At 44.9% G+C, this 18,538-nt stretch carries 20 protein-coding genes; 12 read left to right on the top strand and 8 right to left on the bottom strand.

Annotation, left to right across the window (positions count from 1 at the left end; all coding sequences use genetic code 11):
* Window positions 1-8 precede the first annotated feature (8 nt).
* The 10 genes from DTO96_RS07880 to DTO96_RS07835 all read left to right on the top strand — a co-directional run bounded on the left by DTO96_RS07880 (window position 9) and on the right by DTO96_RS07835 (window position 8,790).
* Entirely contained in the window at window positions 9-1,136 is a 1,128-nt protein-coding gene (locus DTO96_RS07880; RefSeq protein ID WP_114562993.1) for an S-(hydroxymethyl)glutathione dehydrogenase/class III alcohol dehydrogenase, read from the top strand.
* A gap of 84 nt (window positions 1,137-1,220) precedes the next feature.
* Window positions 1,221-2,069, top strand: a complete 849-nt coding sequence (gene fghA, locus DTO96_RS07875) for an S-formylglutathione hydrolase (RefSeq protein WP_114563976.1) — start codon at window positions 1,221-1,223, stop codon at window positions 2,067-2,069.
* Between the two features lie 217 nt (window positions 2,070-2,286).
* Complete coding sequence (gene icd / locus DTO96_RS07870; RefSeq protein ID WP_114563975.1) at window positions 2,287-3,534, top strand: NADP-dependent isocitrate dehydrogenase; 1,248 nt, start codon at window positions 2,287-2,289, stop codon at window positions 3,532-3,534.
* 92 nt (window positions 3,535-3,626) lie between these two features.
* Complete coding sequence (gene rraA, locus DTO96_RS07865) at window positions 3,627-4,175, top strand: ribonuclease E activity regulator RraA (protein WP_225972454.1); 549 nt, start codon at window positions 3,627-3,629, stop codon at window positions 4,173-4,175.
* 247 nt (window positions 4,176-4,422) lie between these two features.
* Complete coding sequence (locus DTO96_RS07860; RefSeq protein ID WP_114562991.1) at window positions 4,423-5,181, top strand: SDR family NAD(P)-dependent oxidoreductase; 759 nt, start codon at window positions 4,423-4,425, stop codon at window positions 5,179-5,181.
* Window positions 5,182-5,567: 386 nt separating this feature from the next.
* Window positions 5,568-6,248: an energy-coupling factor ABC transporter permease gene (locus DTO96_RS07855; RefSeq protein WP_114562990.1), complete on the top strand. Its 681-nt coding sequence runs from the start codon at window positions 5,568-5,570 to the stop codon at window positions 6,246-6,248.
* A 78-nt stretch (window positions 6,249-6,326) separates the two neighbouring features.
* Window positions 6,327-7,106, top strand: coding sequence for an exodeoxyribonuclease III (gene xth / locus DTO96_RS07850; protein ID WP_114562989.1), 780 nt, complete (start codon window positions 6,327-6,329; stop codon window positions 7,104-7,106).
* A gap of 208 nt (window positions 7,107-7,314) precedes the next feature.
* Window positions 7,315-7,833: a C40 family peptidase gene (locus DTO96_RS07845; RefSeq protein WP_114562988.1), complete on the top strand. Its 519-nt coding sequence runs from the start codon at window positions 7,315-7,317 to the stop codon at window positions 7,831-7,833.
* A 14-nt stretch (window positions 7,834-7,847) separates the two neighbouring features.
* Window positions 7,848-8,279, top strand: coding sequence for a hypothetical protein (locus DTO96_RS07840; RefSeq protein ID WP_114562987.1), 432 nt, complete (start codon window positions 7,848-7,850; stop codon window positions 8,277-8,279).
* A 70-nt stretch (window positions 8,280-8,349) separates the two neighbouring features.
* The gene (locus DTO96_RS07835) at window positions 8,350-8,790 is read left to right on the top strand and encodes a PspC domain-containing protein (RefSeq protein WP_114562986.1); all 441 of its coding nucleotides are present in this window, start codon (window positions 8,350-8,352) and stop codon (window positions 8,788-8,790) included.
* A gap of 81 nt (window positions 8,791-8,871) precedes the next feature.
* On the opposite strand, the gene panC is transcribed toward DTO96_RS07835, so the two are convergent.
* From panC to DTO96_RS07795, 8 genes are all read right to left on the bottom strand, one after another.
* Window positions 8,872-9,723 carry a pantoate--beta-alanine ligase gene (gene panC, locus DTO96_RS07830; protein ID WP_114562985.1) on the bottom strand — a complete coding sequence of 284 codons (852 nt, stop codon included), beginning with the start codon at window positions 9,721-9,723 and terminating at the stop codon, window positions 8,872-8,874.
* Window positions 9,724-9,748: 25 nt separating this feature from the next.
* On the bottom strand, window positions 9,749-10,051 hold the full coding sequence (locus tag DTO96_RS07825; RefSeq protein ID WP_114562984.1) for a hypothetical protein: 303 nt from the start codon (window positions 10,049-10,051) through the stop codon (window positions 9,749-9,751).
* Between the two features lie 61 nt (window positions 10,052-10,112).
* The gene (panB, locus tag DTO96_RS07820) at window positions 10,113-10,946 is read right to left on the bottom strand and encodes a 3-methyl-2-oxobutanoate hydroxymethyltransferase (RefSeq protein WP_114563974.1); all 834 of its coding nucleotides are present in this window, start codon (window positions 10,944-10,946) and stop codon (window positions 10,113-10,115) included.
* Window positions 10,947-11,058: 112 nt separating this feature from the next.
* A complete protein-coding gene (gene folK, locus DTO96_RS07815; protein ID WP_114562983.1) occupies window positions 11,059-11,556 on the bottom strand; it encodes a 2-amino-4-hydroxy-6-hydroxymethyldihydropteridine diphosphokinase in 498 nt (165 codons plus the stop codon).
* Window positions 11,553-12,977, bottom strand: a complete 1,425-nt coding sequence (pcnB, locus tag DTO96_RS07810; protein ID WP_114562982.1) for a polynucleotide adenylyltransferase PcnB — start codon at window positions 12,975-12,977, stop codon at window positions 11,553-11,555. The genes folK and pcnB overlap by 4 nt, the downstream gene beginning before the upstream one ends.
* A gap of 53 nt (window positions 12,978-13,030) precedes the next feature.
* Window positions 13,031-13,726 carry a histidinol-phosphatase gene (locus DTO96_RS07805; RefSeq protein WP_114562981.1) on the bottom strand — a complete coding sequence of 232 codons (696 nt, stop codon included), beginning with the start codon at window positions 13,724-13,726 and terminating at the stop codon, window positions 13,031-13,033.
* Window positions 13,713-14,390, bottom strand: coding sequence for a DnaA regulatory inactivator Hda (gene hda / locus DTO96_RS07800; protein WP_114562980.1), 678 nt, complete (start codon window positions 14,388-14,390; stop codon window positions 13,713-13,715). The genes DTO96_RS07805 and hda overlap by 14 nt, the downstream gene beginning before the upstream one ends.
* A gap of 56 nt (window positions 14,391-14,446) precedes the next feature.
* Entirely contained in the window at window positions 14,447-15,523 is a 1,077-nt protein-coding gene (locus DTO96_RS07795; protein WP_114562979.1) for an AI-2E family transporter, read from the bottom strand.
* Window positions 15,524-15,601: 78 nt separating this feature from the next.
* Between DTO96_RS07795 and purM the strand changes: the two genes are divergently transcribed.
* Window positions 15,602-16,642, top strand: a complete 1,041-nt coding sequence (purM, locus tag DTO96_RS07790; protein ID WP_114562978.1) for a phosphoribosylformylglycinamidine cyclo-ligase — start codon at window positions 15,602-15,604, stop codon at window positions 16,640-16,642.
* Between the two features lie 280 nt (window positions 16,643-16,922).
* Window positions 16,923-18,464, top strand: coding sequence for a SulP family inorganic anion transporter (locus DTO96_RS07785; protein WP_114562977.1), 1,542 nt, complete (start codon window positions 16,923-16,925; stop codon window positions 18,462-18,464).
* The last annotated feature ends 74 nt before the right edge of the window (window positions 18,465-18,538 follow it).

Raw genomic sequence — 18,538 nt, 5'->3', positions numbered from 1 at the left:
ACGTATTTATGAAAGTCAAAGCTGCCGTTGCATGGGCTGCCAATCAACCATTGTCCATCGAAGAGGTTGACCTCGCACCACCACAAGCTGGTGAAGTATTGGTGCGCATTGTTGCTTCGGGGGTGTGTCACACCGATGCATACACATTGTCGGGTGCTGACTCGGAAGGCGTTTTCCCAGTGATTTTAGGGCATGAAGGAGCAGGTGTGGTTGAAGCTTTGGGTGAGGGTGTGACCAGTTTGGCAGTAGGAGATCATGTGATCCCGTTGTACACACCTGAATGCGGCACTTGCAAGTTTTGCTTGAGTGGCAAGACAAATTTATGCCAACGCATCCGTGAAACCCAAGGCAAAGGGCTGATGCCTGATGGCACATCGCGCTTCAGCAAAGATGGCCAACCGATCTATCACTACATGGGCACATCGACCTTTGCGGAATACACTGTGGTTCCTGAAATTGCTTTGGCCAAAATTGATAAAAACGCGCCGATGGAAAAAGTATGCTTATTGGGCTGTGGTGTGACCACGGGCATCGGAGCGGTATTGAACACAGCAAAAGTGCAAAAAGGTGCAAATGTCGCAGTATTTGGTTTGGGTGGCATTGGTTTGTCCGTGATTCAAGGGGCAAAAATGGTTGAGGCAGGTATGATCATTGCTGTTGACATCAATCCTACAAAATTTGACCTTGCGCGTCGTCTTGGTGCAACGCACTGCATCAACCCAAATGAATTACCCGAAGGACAGAGTACCGAGCAAGCCATCATTGCTTTGACCGATGGCGGTGTGGACTTTTCGTTTGAATGCATTGGCAACACCAAACTCATGCGCACCGCGCTCGAATGTTGCCACAAAGGCTGGGGGGAGTCCATCATCATTGGTGTGGCTGCAGCGGGTGCAGAAATCAGCACACGACCCTTTCAATTGGTGACAGGTCGAGTTTGGCGAGGTTCTGCGTTTGGTGGTGTGAAAGGACGCAGTGAATTGCCAGGCTATGTTGACATGTACATGAGCGGTAAAATCAATTTGGATGATTTTGTTAGTTTTGAAATGCCTTTAGAAGACATCAACACCGCATTCGATTATTTGCATGAAGGCAAAAGCATACGAACCGTGATCCGCTTTGATCATAACGTTTAACTCATCAAGCAGGCTCCGATGACAATTGCCATTTCGACAGCAGTTGTCATCTGTTTTTTATTGCACGTCACATCAAAGGATCGTATGTCCATCCAGCTTTTAAAATCTCACACCTGCTATGGCGGTACGGTGGCCTTTTGGTCTCATGCTTCCGCCAGCACACAAACCGAAATGCGTTTCTCAACATTCATCCCAGAATGCGGCATTGAATGCGTGCAAGGTGCTTTGATTTGGTTGTCGGGTTTGACCTGCACAGAAGAAAATGCGATGTCTAAAGCGGGTGCGCAACAACATTTGGCTAAACACCACATGATGATGATTTGTCCTGACACTTCGCCGAGAGGCTTGAACTTGCCTCATGAACATGATGCCTATGACTTTGGCAGTGGGGCTGGATTTTATGTTGATGCCACCACCGAAGGCTATCGAGACCATTACAACATGTACAGTTATATTGTGAATGATGTCGTCGGTTTATTGCGAACTTATTTTAAAATAAACGTGCCTGTGTCCATTTCTGGACATTCAATGGGTGGACACGGCGCATTAACGATTGGGTTGAAACACCCTGAGCTGTTTGCATCCATTTCAGCTTTTTCACCCATCACCCAGCCCAGCCAAAGCGCATGGGGACAAAAAGCACTCTCTGGTTATTTGAGTAATGATCCAGTGTCATGGCGGAACTATGATTCTTGTGCGTTACTGGATTCGGGACATACACATCCACATTCGATTTTGATTGACCAAGGTTTGGATGATGAATTTTATCCTGCTCAATTAAGAACGGCTGAATTTGAGGCCACTTGTGACCGTGCCAAGCAATCCTGCATCATCAATTACCAAGCGAATTACGACCACAGCTACTATTTTATTGCCACATTCATGAAACAACACATCGAATTTCACGCCAGAGCGCAGGAATCGCATTTGTAAACGAATTGTAACCCTGATGTGACAAGATAAAGAGATTGCACCAAATAAAGACAAAAACGCCGTGAAAAGTTATTGCACCATTTGAAAAATGAGGCATAATGTCGGGGTTTTGGTCTTATACAAGACCATGCTTTATGTTGGTGTGATTTGCAATGGTTTTTTCGCGCTAACACGATCATTTTTAAACAAAAAGCATCTTATTTTTATTGGAGCCACCATGTACCAACACGTTAAAATTCCTGAAGCGGGACAAAAAATCACGGTCAACGCTGATTACAGTCTCAACGTACCGAACGAACCGATTGTTCCTTACATCGAAGGCGATGGTACTGGCTTCGACATCACGCCCGTGATGTTGAAAGTGGTGGATGCAGCGGTGGCCAAGGCTTACGGCGGTGAGCGCAAAATCCATTGGATGGAAGTGTTTGCGGGCGAAAAATCAACCAAATTGTATGGCCCAGATGTGTGGCTGCCTGCTGAAACAATGGAAATTTTACGTGAATACGTTGTGTCAATTAAAGGGCCATTGACCACGCCAATCGGTGGTGGCATTCGTTCTTTGAACGTGGCTTTGCGTCAAGAACTCGATTTGTACGTGTGCTTGCGTCCTGTTCAATATTTCGCAGGTGTGCCTTCACCAGTGAAACACCCTGAAAAAATCGATATGGTTATTTTCCGTGAAAACTCAGAAGACATTTATGCAGGTGTTGAGTGGGAAGCAAAATCTGAAAAAGCACAAAAAGTCATTAAATTCCTGACTGAAGAAATGGGTGTTACAAAAATCCGTTTCCCTGAAACTTCAGGCATTGGCATCAAACCTGTGTCAATCGAAGGTACAGAACGTTTGGTTCGCAAAGCCATCCAATACACGATCGACAACAAACGTGACAGCATGACTTTGGTGCACAAAGGCAACATCATGAAGTACACCGAAGGTTTGTTCGCCAAAGTCGGTTACGAATTGGCACAACGTGAATTTGGTGCAGAATTGCTTGACGGTGGCCCATGGATGGTCATCAAAGCACCTCATGGTGATGTGATCATTAAAGACTCGATTGCAGACGCGTTCTTGCAACAAATTTTGTTGCGTCCTGCAGAATACAGCGTGATTGCAACATTGAATCTGAACGGTGATTACATTTCTGATGCATTGGCCGCTCAAGTGGGTGGTATCGGCATCGCTCCAGGCGCAAACTTGTCTGATTCCATTGCTATTTTTGAGGCCACACATGGCACAGCACCTAAATACGCGGGTAAAGATTATGTGAACCCAGGCTCAGAAATTTTGTCTGCTGAAATGATGTTGCGTCACATGGGCTGGTTCGAAGCGGCTGATTTGATTTTGGCATCGATGAGCAAATCAATCGATGCGAAAAAAGTGACTTATGATTTTGCCCGCCTAATGGATGGGGCAACTCAAGTGTCATGCTCACAGTTTGGTCAAGAGATGATCAACAACATGTAATCATTTAAAATCAAATGATTGTGTTTTGTTGTTAAAGTAAAATCGCCCAAACAGTGTGTTGTTTTGGGCGATTTTTCTATTGGCGTTTAGCCATGCATGTTTATTCTAAAGTTACATCTACACTTGATAAAGGGAACACCATGACTGTAATCACCGCAGATTTATGCGATCAGTTTGAAGCTGAAATCCATTCTGGCAGGATAAGTGTTTTACCCGCGATTTTTAAACAGTATGGTCAAATCGAATCTTTTTATGGACAAGTGGTGACTGTTAAAGCATTTGAAGACAATACCGTCATTAAACAGATCCTTGAAAATGAAAACGGCACAGGTAAAGTACTGGTTGTTGATGGTGGCGCCAGCATGCGCTGTGCTTTAGTTGGCGGAAACATTGCCGCCGCTGCAGTCAAAAACAATTGGGCAGGTGTCATTGTGAATGGTTGTGTACGTGATGCCAGTGAAATCGAAGAACTGAATATTGCTGTATGTGCGCTTGGTTTGCACCCATTGCGATCCATGCGCAAAGGTGCAGGGCAACGAGACATCGCCATTGATGTTCAAGGAATTCGAGTGTGTCCAAATGATTGGCTATATTTTGATGTGGACGGTTTGGTTATAAGCCCAACAGAGCTTAATCGATAAAGAAACAGTTTCATGCCCCATTAATATGGGGCTTTTTTATTGATCACAACTTTATTTCAAAATGCAAAGCGGTGTGATTTATAAAATTGAAATTAATCTGCAAGGGCGTGTTTACCAGAAAGTTCTTTAAAAATGACGGAAAGGTAAACCACACTTTTATAATATTTGAGCATAATCACTTTGTTCGGCAAAATCATTTAAAATGAACAAGCCAATTGGCATTTCAAACCATTAAAAGGGTAAAACCATGACTCAAAAAATCGCACTCATCACAGGCGGCAGTCGCGGCCTCGGTCGAAATACCGCACTGCATCTCGCGCGCAAAGGCGTCGATGTGATTTTAACCTACCACAGTAAATTTGCAGATGCGCAAGAGGTGGCGGCAGAAATTAACGCATTAGGGCGTAAAGCAGTGACTTTGCAACTCGATGTGGCTGACAGTAAAACATTTCCAAACTTTGTACAAACAGTGCAAGCCGAGCTCAAAAATGTCTGGCAACGCGACACGTTTGACTATTTGGTCAATAATGCAGGCACGGGCATACACGCTTCATTTATGGAGACGACAGAGGAGCAGTTCGACCAAATGGTTAACATTCACCTCAAGAGCACTTTTTTTGTCAGCCAGCGTCTTTTGCCCATCATGACCGATGGTGGTCGCATTGTGAATGTCTCCACTGGTTTGACCCGCTTTGCTTTGCCAGGTTTTGCGGCGTATTCAAGCATGAAAGGCGGCATTGAAGTGCTGACAAAGTACATGGCCAAGGAACTCGGCGCACGCGGTATTGCAGTCAATGTTGTAGCACCTGGTGCGATTGAAACAGATTTTGGCGGTGGCTCGGTGCGTGACAATGAACAAATGAACCAATTCGTTGCCAGCCAAACCGCACTCGGCCGCGTTGGTTTACCTGATGACATCGGTGGCGTGATTGCATCGCTGCTATCTGAGGACAATCGTTGGGTGAATGCGCAGCGCATCGAAGCGTCTGGTGGCATGTTTTTATAAGCAATCCTCATGCATCTGAGTCACACAGTGATGGGGATGCTATGGTTATCATCCAATGAGCACATGACATACCTTTATGCATCAAAGATGCATAAAGGTGAGAACAACCATTACTGTATTTAACATAATATAAATTATACGAAATAATAATATAATGACTAAATAGAAATATAAAATATGTTTAACAAGTAAAATTTTATTTTTCTCGTTTATGTAATTTATATTATGTTAAATTATTAATCATTGTTCTCATCTTTATGTAGCTTAATTCATTTGCCATGGATAATGACTTGCAGACTGGTTTTTGAGGTATCAGCTACAATCTCTTAGAAATAGATGCTGCCATCCGATGACGGATCTTGAACCGCTTTATTTTTGGAAACCCCATGTTTATCCTCGCTCAACCACTTAATTTTTTTAGCTCCTATACGTGGTGGTTCATCAATACAGTCGTTTTAATGGTTATGTTTGTCTTTATTTTTTTGTTGTTCAAACAAAAATTTTTCTCTAACCATAAAAACAGCAGTAACCCGCACAATATATGGTTATCAACAACATTTTCTTTGTCGATCATTTGGCTGATGCGCGCTCAATTATTGGATAATTTGTACCTGCATTTCATCGGTGTCAGTTTGGCCTATTTGTTATTGGATATTCCGTTAACAGGTTTGGCATTGGCCGTTGTGCTTATTTTTACAAATGTGACAAGGCATATTTCGTTTGAAATATGGGGTGCACAATATGCGTTATCTGTATTGTTTCCGTTGTTGTTGTCGTATGTTTTACATTTAATATTAGCAAGGCAACTGCCTAAACGCGTATTTGTTTTTATATTTATACATGGCTTTTTTGTCACCGCACTGGTGATGGCTTCTACGGTGGCGTTTAATTTATTGGTTTTAAATTATTTTGGCATCATATTGTTGGATGTGGGTAATGGGATTTTTTGGATTGGTTCGGTTTTACTTGGATGGGGAGAGGCTTTTATGACGGGCATGATCATTACTCTGGTGGCTGTTTATCGCCCTCAATGGTTGCAGCATCGAGTTCAGTTTCAAGATGTTTAAGCAAACGACGCCAGACTTTTATTTTATAAGCGATAATGTTGTTTTTAACACATCAAATGGCATATGGATACTGTGAACATGACTGCTTTTACCTTAGGCACTTGGAATGTCAACTCTCTCAAAGTGCGCTTACCACAAGTGCTGGACTATATGGCGAATCAGACTGTGGATGTGCTGTGTTTGCAAGAAACAAAATTAACCGATGATGCTTTTCCTGAGCAAGCGTTTATTGATGCAGGCTTGCACGTTAGTTTTACTGGGCAAAAAACCTATAATGGTGTGGCCATCATCAGCCGTTCACCCCAATCCGATGTGCTAAAAAACATGCCTCATTTTGAGGATGAGCAACAGCGCCTCATCAGCGCCACCATCAATGGCATTCGGGTGATTTGTGCCTATATGGTCAATGGACAGGATTTGGATTCAGATAAATTTATTTATAAAATGAATTGGTTGACTGCATTGGAAAGCCATTTAAAAACCGAACTCCTCCAACATGATAAACTGGCCCTGTTGGGCGATTTTAACATTGCTCCTGAGGACTGTGATGTGCATGATCCAGCCAAATGGATTGGTGGTAATCTGGTTTCCCCACAGGAACGTGGTTTTTTTCAGGCCTTTCTCGCACTTGGTTTGACCGATTCATTTAGACTGTTTGAACAAGCCGATCAAAGTTTTTCATGGTGGGATTATCGCCAAATGGGATTTCGTCGAAATGCAGGTTTACGCATTGATCATATTTTACTGTCCAATGCTTTAAGCAAGGACTGTGTCCGTTGTGTGATTGATAAAGAGCCCCGTCGACATGAGCAACCGTCTGATCACACCCCTGTTTTAGCCACTTTGGAAATCAAGTAAATTTTATTTTTAGCAAACGCACATTCATCCTCATGTGTTTGATTTTAATCAATAAAAATGGTTTATTGATCGTGGTTTGATTTAAGCTGTTTTGATTTTCATGCCAACCTTTGCTTTCCGAGCGGCGAACAGCCCTTCAACAGCACACCCATTTTTAAACCAGCGCAAAAAATGGCCTCACATACACTGAACACAATCAGGAGAAAACATGCCCTTGGCTTATCCACATAAGCTGTTGTCTCGTTTGTTTCTTTTTGTTATGGCCATTGGTTTGACGGCATGCAGCAGTACCCATGACAAACGCGGTCGCAGTGGTTACAGCAAACCACCTTCAAACATAACCGTTGGTGCTGGCCCCAACCGTGCGCTGGCGGTATATGCCATGAAATACCTTGGAACACCTTATCATTATGGTGGCTCCTCACCCAGCGAAGGGTTCGACTGCTCAGGCTTGGTTCAATGGAGCGCAAAACAAAGTTTAAATTTAAACATCCCCCGCTCAACGGATCAACAAAGTCAATTTGGCGATGAATTAAACGTGAGTCGCATGGCTGCGGGTGATTTAATCTTTTTTAACACCTCAAGTCAACCAAACTCACATGTGGGCATTTATTTGGGTGATGGTTATTTTGTTCATTCACCCTCAAGCAATGGCGTTGTACGGGTTGAAAGCTTAAATAACCCTTATTGGCTACCCCGCACATCAATTGCTCGCCGCATCCAATAACCAAGGAGTTCACCATGAAAAAAACCTCTCTTCTGGCAATCGCCTTGATGTTGACCGCTTGCGCAAGCACCAATGGTATTTCCCCTCAAGCCAGCATGCGTCTGGGGAAAATTGCTGAAAAACAAACATTCACAAAACAAACCAATCATCGAAACCCCATTAATATGGGTGTTGGCATCGGTGGCGGAGGCGGTCACATTGGTTGGGGTATGAATATGGGGTTGAATGAAATTTTTGGCTTAAGCGATTACAATACAACTGAAACTGTGTTTCAGTATAAAATTGAAGTGGCAAAAAATGATTACCTTATCATTCAAAGCAATCAAAACTTGAGCCCCAATCAATGTGTGACTGTTTATGAATTACCAAACAACAGTGACTATCCTCAGATTGCCGCCAATCTCGATTGCAAGCTTCCAGCCACCGCAATTCAGGTCAACAAATGATCAAAACATTGCAGTGACATGATCCATGGATGCAAGTAAACATCTCACTATGTTCTAGAAAGGAGACACAATGAACATCACCGATGAGCTACAGAAACTACAATCACTGCGTGAAGCAGGTGCATTGACTGATGATGAATTTAATCAACTCAAAGCCCGTGTATTGAATCATGGAACCAAGCCCATTGCGGGTAACATCAACGCCGAAACAGCCAATCAGTTCATTCACAGCATCACGCGCTCGCGCACTGACTCTTGGTTGGGAGGTGTCTGTGGTGGTTTGGCGGCAAAAACGGACATGCCTTCATGGGTTTGGCGCTTGATTTTTACTGTTGGTGCCTTTGCTTACAGCGTTGGAGCCATCGTTTATCTGCTGCTCTGGGTATTTGTGCCAATGGAGCCCCTCTCAGCCGTGGCTAAATCTGAAATCATCCCAAATGACTTAAATAAAACCACATCGGTAATGGATGACAAGACCATTGATGCACCCCCACCTTCATCAGTAGGGTAAACCGTTGACTTCATCATTGAATACAAAAAAGCCCATGATGCATGGGCTTTTTTGTATGTGGATTCATGGCAGTCTGTTGTTTTAAACTTCCAAATTATCAATTAAGCGGGTTGTACCAATGCGTGCAGCGGCCAATATGACCAACGCAACCCCTGCTTTGACCTCATCAACGGTCGGTTGCAGCAAGTCATCTTGACGGCGCACCGCAATGTAGTCAGGTTTCCAACCATTGTTTGTCAAAGCGCTCATTGCACCCTGCTCAATCGACAACAATTGTGTGGCAGCGTGCACCCTGTCTGCAAGAATCTGCGCACGCACTGATTGTAATTGAGCATAGAGTTGTGGTGCGGTGGCACGGTCTTCGGCTGAAAGGTATTGATTGCGTGACGATAAAGCCAAACCATCCTCATCACGCACTGTTTCGGCAGCAATAATTTCAACGGGCAAGGCCAACTGACGACACATGGCACGGATGATCATCAATTGCTGGTAATCTTTTTTTCCGAAAACAGCCACGCGGGGTTGAACGCATGAAAACAATTTAAGTACAACCGTGCACACCCCTTGGAAAAATCCAGGACGAAACTCCCCTTCTAGAATGTCACCCAATTGGGTGGGGGGTTGAATGCGGTAGGTTTGTGGCTCTGGATACAAGTCTTTTTCAGTCGGCGCAAACAGAGCATATACTTTTTCTGATTCAAGCTTCGCCGCATCGTTTTCAAACGTTCGAGGGTATTTGTCAAAGTCCTCGTTGGGGCCAAATTGTAAGCGATTGACAAAAATACTGGCGACCACAGGATCACCATGTTGTGCTGCAAGTCGCATCAAGGATAAATGACCTTCATGTAAATTGCCCATTGTGGGCACAAAAGCAATTCGATTTTGGCCACTGAGTTGGGCACGGAGGTCATCAATGTGGGGAATAATGCGCATGAGCGTCTTTCAATTTCAAATAGAATCAGTGTGTCACACAGGTGCCTTGCGTGAAGCCCATCACTGTGGCATCACTGCACGCCGAACATGCATTGCTGTAGGTTTTTAATTCTGTTGATGGACATGGCGTGGTCACACAGCGAATGCCTGTGTCGCGAATGGCACACACAGGGCGATAATCTCGGGTGCATATTTCTGGACGTGGTTCTTGGCAAGCCACCTGTGGTGTTGCTGGTGGTGTTTCTGTGCCCTGAACAGGAGCTTCAACGGGGATGTGTGTGCAGGCTGTTAAAGCCAACGCACAGAGTATCGAGCAAAAAAGTCTCATCAGTCAGGCCTTTGTTTTTCAAGGTTTTTTATGTTCTTACGTTAAACTTTGGTGGACAGCATTAAGTCCCAGTAAAGCTGTGCTCGGGTTGGGGGAAATCACCATTTTTCACTTCAGCCACATACGCATCAATCGCACCTGAAATACTGCTTTGACCCGCCATAAAATTTTTAACAAATTTTGCTTTTTTACCTGGAAACACATCCAACATATCGTACAGCACCAACACTTGACCATCGGTGTCTTTACCTGCGCCAATGCCAATTGTCACCATGGATACATGTTCAGTCACATTTTTACCCACATGCATGGGCACGGCTTCAAGCACCAACATCGATGCCCCTGCTTCTTGCAGAATCAAGGCTTCTTTCAACAGCTGAGCAGCGGCCTCTTCGGTTTTTGCTTGAACTTTGAAACCACCCAATTGATACACCGATTGAGGGGTCAAACCCAGGTGTGCACACACGGGGATGCCATTTTGTACCAACACACGCACGGTATCCGCCAGCCACGCACCACCTTCAAGCTTAATCATATGTGCGCCTGCTTGCATGAGCTTGACCGCATTGTGCAATGCATCCTCTATGCTGCCATAACTGCCAAATGGTAAATCCGCCACCACCCATGCACGCGATGTGGGGCGTGTGTACAAGCCACGCAAAACAGCTTTTGTGTGATAAACCATGTCACTCATGCTCACGGGCAATGTGGTGCGCTGGCCTTGAATGACATTGCCCAAGGAGTCGCCCACCAATAAACAGTCGACATGGTGACTGTCCAACAAAGCAGAAAAAGAAGCATCGTAACAAGTCAGCATGGCGATTTTTTCACCATTTTTTTTCATTTCTTGCAAAGTGGTCAATGAAATCGGCTTAATGGGCTTGCTTGTATCCATTGTTGTTGCCGTGTTACCGTAACTGGCTTGGGTCATTTTTCAAAATCCTATCAAACATTTTTTAATTAAAAATTATATTTTTCAATTGGTTACGTCATGCTGTTAATGTCATTTACAGTTTAACAATCTCTTGTCCCATCACTTGAGGCAGAACATCAGCCAATATTATCTTTTTTTCATTTTCATTCATCCAAGTCAAATGAGGTGAAATTTCAGATAATGGCAACAACACGAAAGCGCGCTCAATCATCCGAGGATGGGGCACCGTCAAACGCTCATCATGTAAAATCGCATCATCATACAACAAAATATCCAAATCGAGTGTGCGAGCTGCATTGCGATGGCTGCGTTCACGGCCATGATCCGACTCAATCCGTTGTAAAGCATCGAGTAATTGATGCGCAGAAAGATGGGTGTCAATCATCGCAACCGCATTGGTGTAATTGGGGCCGTCCGCGCCCTCACCCACGGGTGCACTGCCATACATTGACGACACCCGCTGCACGGTCGTTTGAGGTGCATTGGCCAATGCATGAATGGCGGCATTCAAAGTATGTGCAGCATCACCTAAATTCGCCCCCAGTCCAATGTAAGCGATGGCATGCGTCATTCTGAAGCGCCCTCTGTCACCGTTTTTTTAACATTGGTTTTACGGCGGCGACGGCGTTTTTTAGGTCCTTCACTGGCCATAACGGCGGGTTGGCTGCGTAAAATAGTGATTATTTCAGCACGCTCTTCTGGTTGTGCAAAGTAAAAATCGTCCCACCATTGAGCCAAACCCAGACCTGTTTCACTTAAATGGCCAAGCTGCGCACGTAAAAGTAAAAAGTCATAGGCGGCACGAAAACGGGGATGTTCGACCAAACCCTTTACTTGGCGAGGCAAACGGCGCTCCAATCGAGGTTGTAAACTCCAAATTTCGCGCATGTCTGCGACAAAACGTTTGGTGATGGTGACTTGATCACTGTTTTGATTCATCACTTCAGTGATGGCTTGATCCAATGCGACGATCGATGGAGAGCCTTGTTTTTGATAAAACTGCCAGCGTTGTTCAATTTTTGGCCACATCAATGCGGCAAACAAGAAACCCGGTGAAATGGATTTGTCTTCATTGACCCGCGCATCGGTTTGTTCGAGCACGCGATGCACCCATTCAGCGCCTTTTTCTGCTTGCACCACATCATGTAAAACCGGCATTAGATATTGAGTAAAATCATAATCTTGCAAGGCATTTAAGCTCGCATCGGCATGGCCTGTGGTGAAAAATTTCAAGGTTTCATCGAACAAACGCGCTTGGGGAATGTTGCCCAATAAAGGTTTACACTCTTCCATTGCATCTTCTGTGTGAGCGTCAACGGTAAAATTAAGTTTCGCCATAAAACGTAAAATCCGCAGCATGCGCACAGGATCCTCACGAAAACGTGTCACAGGATCACCAATGATGCGCAGTGTTTGATCTTGCAAATCGTTTACGCCGCCGTGGTAGTCCAACACCGTCTGGTGTTTCACATCGTAGTACAGCGCATTGACTGACAAATCACGGCGCACGGCATCATCCACCAAGGTTCCGTACACGTTATCACGCAGTACACGACCATGTTCATCAACCTCTTGGTCACTGGTATCGGCTGAGCGGAATGTCGTCACTTCGATTAAATCGCGTTTATGGGGCACATGAACAATGCGAAAACGACGGCCAATGATGCGGGCACGACGGAATAATTTCACCACTTGTTCAGGGCGTGCGTTGGTGGCCACATCAAAATCTTTGGGTTGTAAGCCTTGCATCAAATCACGCACTGCACCGCCAACAATGTAAGCTTCAAAGCCTGCCTCAGTCAATGTGCGCGTGACCATTACTGCGGCTTCAGAGATGTATTTAGGATTGATGCCATGTTTTTTTACAGGGTAAGCATGTGCTTTGTGTGAGACAATTTTTTCAGTCACACGTAGCTTTTTCTTCGACTCCCGAGAAGCAGGTTTAGCCGAGCCTTTAGGTGCGAACAGTTGTTTTATAAATTTTGTAATCATGTTTTTTCTTGTCTTTAAAACGCGTGTTTTAAATGTGTACTCAGCGTGTGCATTTAAGCGGCGTATTCGCTATGGAACAACTCAATGGTTGGCCAATGCCGTTCTTTCGCAATCGCAGCGAGCTTGGCATCGGGGTGAACAACGACAGGGAATGTGGCTTGCTCAAGCAAAGGCAAATCGTTAATGGAGTCGCTGTAAAAATGGCTGGCAGCCACATGCGCCAAGGACAAATCGTGTTCATTCAACCACGCGTTGACATTGGTGATTTTACCCGCTTGAAAATTGGGCGTTCCCGCCACTTTGCCAGTATAACGGCCATCCAGCATCTCTGCACGGGTGGCAATCAGATGCTCAAAGCCAAACGCTGCTGCGATCGGCTGTGTGATGAAATCATTGGTCGCCGTCACCAGTGCACAAATATGGCCTGCGTCACGGTGCTTTTTAACCAATGCCATCGCCTGTGGGCGCAACATTGGGGCAATTATGGATTCAAAGTATTCCGTGCGCCACGCTTTCAACGTAGTCATGTCATTGTCTGCCAACACTTTAAAGGCAAATTCGCAATATTCGAAAATATCCAACGTGCCTGCTGTGTATTGGCCATAAAAATAATCGTTTTTACCTTGATAAAACATTTGATCGACATACCCACGAGACACCAAAAAATCGCCCCAACCATGATCTGAATCACCAGGGATCAGTGTTTTATCCAAATCAAAAAGTGCAACAGTGGGTTTAAGGTTGTCCATTTTCAAGCCATTCTTTCAGCAGTGGCAGCGTCAAAGCGCGCTGACGCTCTAAGCTGTATGTATCTAAGTGTTGTAAAAATTCATTCAGCTGTGACAAATCACGGGTCAAATGACGCAACATGTAAGGCACAACATCCGTGGATAAAATCAAGCCCCGTTCCGCAGCCCGCTGATGAAGCACTTGTGCTTTGTCTTCATCGGTCAATGCACGCAGTTGGTAAACCAAATCCCACGCCAATCGGGTCTTTAAGTCTGGCAAGAAATCGTTGGGCAAATGGGCGGGCGCAACATTCGCCGACAACACCAACACATTGCCCTTATAGCTGCGCACATGATTATAGAGGTGAAACAGAGCTTTTTGTTGCACTGCATTTAATAAATGCACATTATCAATCAGATAAACAGTGGGGATTTCATAATAAGGCTGGGCATCAAGTGCCTGTGGCGTGACCCATACCGACTGTGGCAGCAAGGCCAAACTGCTAAGCAAATGTGTTTTACCAACACCCGCAGCACCCCACACATACAAGGCCGAATGCTCAAATTCGCCTTGAGCAACGGCTGCAATTTGCGCCATCGCTTCTTCATTTTGGCCGACAATGTAGTTGGCCAAACTTGCTTCATTCGGTAAAGTCAAAGCCAAAGCCAGCTGCGGATGCATCATATCAACACCTTTGTCCAAGCTTCAACAACCACACGTAAATCATTCATATTCAATATTCACTGCGCCTTATAAAATGGGCTATCAAAATAGCGACCGCGCATGTGTCGCATGACCACCACTGCAATTGCAGAGGCAGGTAAAGCAAACACCACACCAACAAAACCAAACAAAGCACCAAACACCATCAAAGCAAAAATCACAGCCACTGGCGACAAACCGATGCGCTCCCCCACCAAACGGGGTGTCAATACATAGCTTTCGAGCACTTGCCCGACAGCGTAAATGGCCAGCACGGCAAAAAAAGGCATCGAGAAACCAAACTGTAACAATGCCGATAAGGCCCCTAAAATCAAGCCCAGAGAAAAGCCGACAAAAGGCACAATCACAAAACAACCCGTTAAGATGCCGACCGAAACAGCCACATCCAAACCTGTAAAACTCAAGCCAATCGCATAATACAGCGCCAAACTGATGATCAACAAAAATTGCCCACGTACATATTGCGACAACACCGCATCCATTTCATCACCCAACTGAAACACATCCAAACGCCAACCCACGGGCACCAGACGACGCAGCATTTTGACCGTCGAAGGCCAGTTCGCTAACAAATAATACGTGATGATGGGCATTAATGCCACCCACGTGAGGACATTTAAAATAACCGAGCTGCCTTTCATGAGCACGCCAAAGACTTGTTGACTGATATTTGAAAAATTAACATTTTCTATCACCACATCGCGGATGTGCGTGAACCACTGGGCAATTTCACCAGCGGCAATCATGGGGAAAAATTGTTCAATCAATGCCGAGTGGGTCAGCATATTTTGTAAATTAGACAGCATCAAAGGCAAACGGGTTTGCAACACGGTCAATTGTTGACTCAAAATGGGCCACGGAATAAAAGCCACAAATAAAAACACAATCAAGAAAGCCAAAACAATTAAGCTTGAAGCAATTGGGCGACTCAAACCATGCAATGACAGCTTTTTAACGATCGGATTTAATAAATAAGCAAGCAAAGCCGCAAATCCAAATGGGATCAGGATGCTTTTAATCGTCCAAACAAACCAGAAAAACGCTACAATAACGCCCAAAACCAACGCAGCTTTTACAATCTGTGTCCATTTCATATTTTTCCCCCCGCCTTTTTTATTAATTGAGCACTTGGCGTGCACAAGAGGCGTATTTTATAGGAGTTTCAGAGAATCATGGTAGAACATACGTCAGGATTGTCGTACAAAGACGCAGGTGTTGACATGGTTGCGGGTGACGCACTGGTCGAACGCATTAAACCATTTGCCAAAAAAACCATGCGCGAAGGCGTGTTAAACGGCATTGGTGGCTTTGGTGCGCTGTTTGAAATCTCAAAAAAATATGAAAATCCAGTTTTGGTTTCTGGCACGGATGGTGTCGGCACAAAACTCAAACTCGCTTTTGAATGGGGCTTTCATGACACCGTAGGCATCGATTTGGTTGCCATGAGTGTGAATGACATTCTGGTTCAAGGTGCTGAACCTTTGTTCTTTTTGGATTATTTTGCCTGTGGTAAGCTTGATGTGGACACTGCGGCTGATGTCATTAAAGGCATTGCTTATGGGTGTGAGCAGTCCAATGCCGCATTAATCGGTGGCGAAACGGCTGAAATGCCAAGCATGTACCCTGAGGGTGAATACGACTTGGCTGGCTTTGCCGTCGGTGCAGTCGAAAAGTCAAAAATCATCACGGGTGCAAACATCAAAGCAGGTGATGTTGTGCTGGGTTTGCAGTCAAATGGTGTGCACTCCAATGGCTTTTCGCTGGTGCGCAAAATTTTAGAAGTTTCTAAAGCTGATTTGAACCAAGACATGGGTGGCGTGACTTTGCAAAAAGCCATCAGCGCACCCACACGCATTTACGTAAAACCAATTTTGGTAGCACTTGAGCAAGTCACCATCAAAGGCATGGCGCACATCACAGGCGGCGGTTTGACTGAAAACGTGCCTCGCGTTCTGCCCGAAGGCATGCAAGCGGTTTTAGACAGTTCAAAATGGGAGCGCCCTGCGCTGTTCAAATGGTTGCAGCAAGCGGGCAATGTCGCCAATGATGAAATGCACCGTGTATTTAACTGTGGCATTGGCATGGTTGTGATTGTGGATGCAGCAGATGCAGACAAAACGGCCACCATCTTACGTGAACAAGGTGAAACGGTTTATTCGATTGGACACATTCAGGTGTTGCCTGAAGGCGAGGAGCCGACAATCGTTGTTTAAACCGTGACAGCTTGAGATGATTAAATAAAAAAGGCGAATATGTACTCGCCTTTTTTATTTTTATATTGTAACGATTGCTCAATCATCTGATTGAACAAACATCAAAATATGCTGGCAAATGACAAGCAAATGTCATTTTGAGCTCTCAGCCATGCTCTCAACCATTGAGAGCTGCCCCCACTCCCGCTTTAATTCACGAAATCATATGAACATTCTTCGTCATGCCGCTGCATTTGAGTGCGGATATTTATTTGCATGATGCACTTTATGAAAATTTTCCATGTTTAACACGCTACAAAAAGAACTAAAACTGACCCCAGCCGAGCTTAAAACCAATTTGTTGGGCGGTTTAACCGTAGCGCTGTCAATGACGCCAGAAGCCATAGCATTCGCATTGATTGCACACGTATCGCCGCTTACGGGTTTGTATGCGGCATTTATGGTGTCACTCATCACTTCAATATTTGGCGGTCGCCCTGGCATGATTTCAGGTGCAGCGGGTGCATTGGCTGTGGTTATGGTGTCTTTGATGGTTGGTCACGGAGTGCAGTATCTGTTTGCGACTGTGGTTCTAATGGGGGTTTTACAATTACTATTCGCATGGGCTAAATTGGGTAAATTCATCCGCATGGTGCCCTATCCTGTGATGTTGGGATTTGTGAATGGTTTGGCAATCGTGACCTTTGTGGTTCAGTTTGGTCACTTTAAAACTTTGGGTGCGGATGGATTACAGCAATGGATGCAAGGCATGGCTCTGTATACCATGCTCGGTTTGATTGCCTTGACGATGCTGATTATTTATCTGTTGCCCCGCTTGAGCAAAGCTTTTCCTGCAACCTTAGCGGGAGTTCTAGTGGTGTCGGTATTGACAGCGGTATTGGGTATCAAAACCAAAACCGTTGGCGACTTGGGTTCGATTGCGGGTGGTTTACCGACATTTGCATTGCCCAATGTACCGCTGAACCTTGAAACGCTGTATATCATTTTTCCTTATGCGTTGATTTTGGCAGCGGTTGGCTTGATTGAATCACTCCTAACCTTAAACTTGATTGATGAAATGACCGACACACGCGGTCAACCGAATCGTGAATCCATGGCGCAAGGCATTGCCAATGTTGTCACTGGTTTTTTTGGTGGTATGGGTGGCTGTGCAATGATCGGTCAAAGCATGATCAACGTCAACAGTGGTGCTTTGCGTCGTTTATCAGGTGTTACCACGGCTTTGTTTTTGCTCTCATTTATCTTGTTTGCTTCACCATTGATTGAGCGCATTCCATTGGCGGCCTTGATCGGCGTGATGTTTGTGGTGGCAGAAAAAACATTTGAATGGGGCAGCTTAAAAGCTTTACGTACGATTCCAAAAAGTGATGCGTTACTGGTTGTCGGCGTGACCGTGATTACGGTGTTTACCGATTTGGCAATTGCTGTGGTGCTCGGTGTGGTCTTTGCTGCATTGATCTTTGCATGGAATCATGCACGACAAATGACTGCAAGCATTCGCACTGACGAAAACGGCTGGCGCGTCTATAACATTGAAGGTACCTTGTTTTTTGCATCTGTGGCCAACTTCCAAAATTTGTTTGACCTTAAAAATGATCCACAGCATGTCGTGGCCGAGTTTCGTAACTCTCGTGTTGCTGATCATTCGGCTGTTGAAGCCATTGAGGCTTTGGCTGCACGCTATCAGAATGCAGGAAAGATTTTGCACTTGCGCCACCTCAGCCCTGATTGCTTAGAGTTGCTCGACAAAGCCAAAAATATGGTTGAGGTCAATACGTTTGAAGACCCGCATTATCATATTGCGGACAATAAATTGGGGTGATTCTTTTCATACACATGCGCCCCCCTTATGCCCGCCTATTCATTGACTGGCGTTTTTTTATTTAAATGTGATAA

The organism is Ephemeroptericola cinctiostellae (assembly GCF_003339525.1).
GTDB lineage: Bacteria > Pseudomonadota > Gammaproteobacteria > Burkholderiales > Burkholderiaceae > Hydromonas > Hydromonas cinctiostellae.
This window is presented reverse-complemented; position numbering and strand designations above follow the sequence as displayed.

What these genes read in the sequence shown, in the direction of transcription:
- panC (WP_114562985.1), bottom strand. Translation starts at nt 9,723, where the DNA reads ATGCGCATTATTCCCCACATTGATGACCTCCGTGCCCAACTCAGTGGC.
- DTO96_RS07795 (WP_114562979.1), bottom strand. Translation starts at nt 15,523, where the DNA reads ATGAAATGGACACAGATTGTAAAAGCTGCGTTGGTTTTGGGCGTTATT.
- panB (WP_114563974.1), bottom strand. Translation starts at nt 10,946, where the DNA reads ATGGATACAAGCAAGCCCATTAAGCCGATTTCATTGACCACTTTGCAA.
- DTO96_RS07880 (WP_114562993.1), top strand. Translation starts at nt 9, where the DNA reads ATGAAAGTCAAAGCTGCCGTTGCATGGGCTGCCAATCAACCATTGTCC.
- DTO96_RS07860 (WP_114562991.1), top strand. Translation starts at nt 4,423, where the DNA reads ATGACTCAAAAAATCGCACTCATCACAGGCGGCAGTCGCGGCCTCGGT.
- rraA (WP_225972454.1), top strand. Translation starts at nt 3,627, where the DNA reads ATGCATGTTTATTCTAAAGTTACATCTACACTTGATAAAGGGAACACC.
- DTO96_RS07840 (WP_114562987.1), top strand. Translation starts at nt 7,848, where the DNA reads ATGAAAAAAACCTCTCTTCTGGCAATCGCCTTGATGTTGACCGCTTGC.
- folK (WP_114562983.1), bottom strand. Translation starts at nt 11,556, where the DNA reads ATGACGCATGCCATCGCTTACATTGGACTGGGGGCGAATTTAGGTGAT.
- DTO96_RS07825 (WP_114562984.1), bottom strand. Translation starts at nt 10,051, where the DNA reads ATGAGACTTTTTTGCTCGATACTCTGTGCGTTGGCTTTAACAGCCTGC.
- pcnB (WP_114562982.1), bottom strand. Translation starts at nt 12,977, where the DNA reads ATGATTACAAAATTTATAAAACAACTGTTCGCACCTAAAGGCTCGGCT.
- DTO96_RS07785 (WP_114562977.1), top strand. Translation starts at nt 16,923, where the DNA reads ATGTTTAACACGCTACAAAAAGAACTAAAACTGACCCCAGCCGAGCTT.
- fghA (WP_114563976.1), top strand. Translation starts at nt 1,221, where the DNA reads ATGTCCATCCAGCTTTTAAAATCTCACACCTGCTATGGCGGTACGGTG.
- xth (WP_114562989.1), top strand. Translation starts at nt 6,327, where the DNA reads ATGACTGCTTTTACCTTAGGCACTTGGAATGTCAACTCTCTCAAAGTG.
- DTO96_RS07845 (WP_114562988.1), top strand. Translation starts at nt 7,315, where the DNA reads ATGCCCTTGGCTTATCCACATAAGCTGTTGTCTCGTTTGTTTCTTTTT.
- purM (WP_114562978.1), top strand. Translation starts at nt 15,602, where the DNA reads ATGGTAGAACATACGTCAGGATTGTCGTACAAAGACGCAGGTGTTGAC.
- hda (WP_114562980.1), bottom strand. Translation starts at nt 14,390, where the DNA reads ATGATGCATCCGCAGCTGGCTTTGGCTTTGACTTTACCGAATGAAGCA.
- DTO96_RS07835 (WP_114562986.1), top strand. Translation starts at nt 8,350, where the DNA reads ATGAACATCACCGATGAGCTACAGAAACTACAATCACTGCGTGAAGCA.
- DTO96_RS07805 (WP_114562981.1), bottom strand. Translation starts at nt 13,726, where the DNA reads ATGGACAACCTTAAACCCACTGTTGCACTTTTTGATTTGGATAAAACA.
- icd (WP_114563975.1), top strand. Translation starts at nt 2,287, where the DNA reads ATGTACCAACACGTTAAAATTCCTGAAGCGGGACAAAAAATCACGGTC.
- DTO96_RS07855 (WP_114562990.1), top strand. Translation starts at nt 5,568, where the DNA reads ATGTTTATCCTCGCTCAACCACTTAATTTTTTTAGCTCCTATACGTGG.